General features: G+C 27.9%; 5 protein-coding genes. All 5 read right to left on the reverse strand.

The window, feature by feature from the left end:
* A partial coding sequence (locus AC4AGG_RS15635; RefSeq protein ID WP_489772951.1) for a hypothetical protein occupies positions 1–423 on the reverse strand: 423 nt, incomplete at its 3' end.
* Between the two features lie 151 nt (positions 424–574).
* Positions 575–1,462 (reverse strand): aspartyl protease family protein, encoded by an 888-nt coding sequence (locus AC4AGG_RS15640; protein WP_489772952.1) that lies wholly within the window; start codon positions 1,460–1,462, stop codon positions 575–577.
* A complete protein-coding gene (locus tag AC4AGG_RS15645; protein ID WP_489772953.1) occupies positions 1,459–2,334 on the reverse strand; it encodes a pepsin/retropepsin-like aspartic protease family protein in 876 nt (291 codons plus the stop codon). Before AC4AGG_RS15645 ends, AC4AGG_RS15640 begins: the two co-directional genes overlap by 4 nt.
* A gap of 187 nt (positions 2,335–2,521) precedes the next feature.
* Positions 2,522–3,190: a DUF7822 domain-containing protein gene (locus AC4AGG_RS15650; protein ID WP_489772954.1), complete on the reverse strand. Its 669-nt coding sequence runs from the start codon at positions 3,188–3,190 to the stop codon at positions 2,522–2,524.
* A gap of 219 nt (positions 3,191–3,409) precedes the next feature.
* A partial coding sequence (locus AC4AGG_RS15655) for a DUF5131 family protein (protein WP_489772955.1) occupies positions 3,410–3,710 on the reverse strand: 301 nt, incomplete at its 5' end.

Consider the following 3,710-nt stretch of genomic DNA (forward strand, 5'->3'; position numbering starts at 1 on the left):
TTCTTTTAATAGTTTGTATTCTTTATTTGAAGGACTTTCAGAGTTTAGAATAAGACTTAGATTATTTTCTTTATTTATTTCTAAATTAAAGTTTCCTTTTTCAAGAAAGAAAGGTTTCGTATCATAGCCGCCATTAATTTTGGGATCAAAATATAAAATTGAGAAAGGTTGCGGATACAAAATTTTTCCGGTAATAATATTTTTAGGTTTGATAATAACAATTGTAGAGTTGAAATCCTGGCTAAATTTGGTTTCATTATTTGTTGATATTTCGTATTTGTAAACTTTATGAGTGTCTCTTATTGGGGCTATGAATAAAGAATCATTTACGAATTCAGGTGCATTCAAATTAATTTCGAAATTATTTTGAGAAAAAAAGAAATTAGATGTTATTATAAATAATATTTTAATGAATGGTTTCATGTGCGAGTGTTTTTTTTAATATTGCTGCCAACGGTTTATGGCTTTGCGGAGTGGCGGATTTTCAACACATATGTTCAATTGAAAAACTGAACTTGAACCTTGCACTAAACTGTCATAGAAGCACTGAACCCGCCATTTTGCAAAACCGATGTTATATGCCGTTTTTCTTTTGATCTATATATTTTCCGTTAAATAAATTATTTGGTTTCAGATATACAAAATTATGCTGAAAGTCTATAAAAGTATTAAATCTCTTCAAAACTTCATTTCCTAATATATGAATATTTTTATCTTTCAACGGTTTATTTGCTATCGTTATTTGAACAGGAACATTTTTAAGTTTATATTTTCCAATTCTTAAAGTTGATAAATTAGTAGTGACAACAGGAATTTCATTTCCTTGCGCACCTTTCATTATCACTTTTTTGATAATTGCCATTTTCTCGGTTGGAAATTTTTTCTGTGCTAACAAATCACTGTCTAACATTGCAGTTCTCTGAAATCCTGTGTCAAAAAGAAAAAGGTCGTTGTTTTCGACGCCATTTTGTTTAATTTTGCAATAAACTAAAAATACATCTTTAAAATATTCAATTTTTAGTTTAGAAAAATTTTTGCTTTTTGTCACATTTTCGGGTAATGCTGAATGTATTACTAATATGTTTTTATCATAATTAATTTCTATAATTTTATCTTTGAAAAAGTCCCATCCAAATCTTCCATCAGTTCCATGTCCTGTTAATTGAGCATCATAAACTTTAGTCTTATAGTTTGTATTTCCAATTTGTAAATTGTAGAAAGTGTTGTAGAGTTTTGGTGAAGATTTTAGTTTGTTTTTTAAGACATCATTAGTTATAACAAGTTCCGTTGTTCCTGTATCAAAATTTAGATTTAAAGTGTCAATCTTGTTGAAAACCGCTTGCACAAAAATTGTATTTTGCTCATTTATAGCAAAGTTGATTGTATCCAATTCATCATTTTTTTGTGCAAAAAGTGTGCAGTAAAATAATATGAATACAAAAAAAATAATTTTATTCATCATATTATACCAAATTTCTTATTTTTAAAATCTAAAATTAGTATTTTTTCATAAAAGAAATCATTTCCAATTATTCCGTCAATTCCTTGTTGTTTAAACCCAAAATAATCTTCTTCTGTAAACCATAACTGTTTTACAACAAAATTATTATTTCCTAATTGAACATTTTTATTTATGTTAACTGCTTTTAAAATTACAGGATTGTTGAAATTCTTGATATTATAATTTTCAACAATATTTTTGTTTTCAATAAGTTGTTTCATATTTTCTTTATAAGTTATCATAGGAAATAAACTTGCTCCACTATCATATTGAAAAAAAAATAATTTATCATCAATTGTAATAGGAACATTCAATTTGTTATTTGTAAACGTTGCGTTAACAAATTGTGCTTTCTTTTTTAGATTCTTTTTTATTTTTTTAGATATAACAATTTCTTTTTTAGGAAAATTTATTATCACATATTTATCCTTGAATATGTCTGAACCTACAACACCACAAACTTCTCCCTGGTCAAAATTTAATAAACCGTGTAAATCATAGTTTTTTATTTCAAAATCTCCAATTTTTAATTCTTGATTTTTAATAACAAAAACAGTATGTCCTGCAGCATTATCAGCAGGTTTGATTTCTTTATATTTAATTAATTCCGTATTTTCAAAACATTTGTCATAAATTAAAGTATTACTTGCTCCAATATCAAATTGAAATGGGTAAGTTTTATTTGCAATTGTAAAAGGAACACTCATTGCTATTTTATCAAAAATTTCACCATTGATTTCTCCCTTTTCCCAGTTAAAATTTATTTTATGACTTTGTGCATTTAGAATTAAAGCAAAAAATAAAAAAGTTAGAGTTAAATTTTTTTGATTCATATTTAAGTTCATTATGGTTAATTCATACTAGAGTTCGGCTGTAAAATGTCGTACAACGCCCCTCGGCTTGGCGATGTGGCGTTTCTTATCCCAAAGGTAATAAACTTTTCCCAATGTTTGAAATAGCTCCTATGGTTCTAAAAATTTCACTCCGAAGCCATATCGCCAAACCGATGCTAGCTGCAGATTATTCATTTTCAAAGTGATAATAGAGAATTTCAGACCAATAGTTCACTCCAAGCATATTCCACTTTTCTTGTTCTACGTTTTTAATCTTCTTCTCTAATTCCTGAATTTTTTCCGAATTGTCAGAGGAAAATATTTTTGACAAAAATCCTTTTGATTTAGAAAATCTGAAGATTTCATTTTTAAGGGCTTGTATAGATTTATTCATACTCCTAAAATTGTTCAAATATTCATTTATTTGACTCTCTATATTCATTATTTCTTCGTCAAAAAATTCTTTATTTTGGTCTTCCAGTTCCCCATCACCCATTTCATAAATTTCACCACATTCTAAAATTATATTTTGAAGTTGATGATTATTTAAAAATTCTTTGGTTTCATTTATTTGTTTCTCTAATTCTGTCTTATCAAACAAATTCTCACTTTGAAGTTTCATTAAAAAATCAAATAGTCTTTGTTTCCCTTTTTCAAAATCACCTTGAATAGCTATTGGGTGTTCATAGTCCCAGTTTATTGAGTTTGAAATTTTAGACTCTTGACTTACTAATATTTTATATGATAGAGGAATTGAATAACTGTATTCCGATAGTCCGAATATTTTATCTCCTTCTTTTCTATCACCCTTTGTTTTGTCAAAGTCGATTGAGTATAAGTAACTTCTATTTGCCATTCTGTTTGTTTTATTTGCTGCTAACGAAAAAGTATTGCCGAAGTGCGGGTTTTTACACGCTAAAAGTTCAATTTTTTGTGACTTTAGCAATTGCTTTTTTTGTGAAACTAAATTACAAAAAAATGTGTAACAAAAAAGCAATTGCGACGAAAAATGCAAAATCTCTCAATTTGCACTTCAACCCCGCATTTTGGCAATCTATGTTATCGGCAGGCTTTTTTACACACTATGCTGTAATTCAATTTCTGGAATTTCGTCATAAGTTCGACCATTCAATATTCGACCATTTGCTTTTTTGTTTTTTCCTCCCCATTGTTTGAAAAAGAATGCAACCTCAGTTTTTTGACATTGGTCCTGAATATCTAATACCCAATCTGCATCCATTGGTCTTGGTTTATGTCCACTCTCTCCACCAACAATAACCCAGTCTATATATTCTAAATTTAAGTTTTGCAAAGGTCCTATCAATGGTTCTAATGATAAAAACTTTACTTTAGCATTTGTTTTTCTTAAAAAGTCA

The organism is Chryseobacterium sp. CG10_8, from assembly GCF_058117085.1.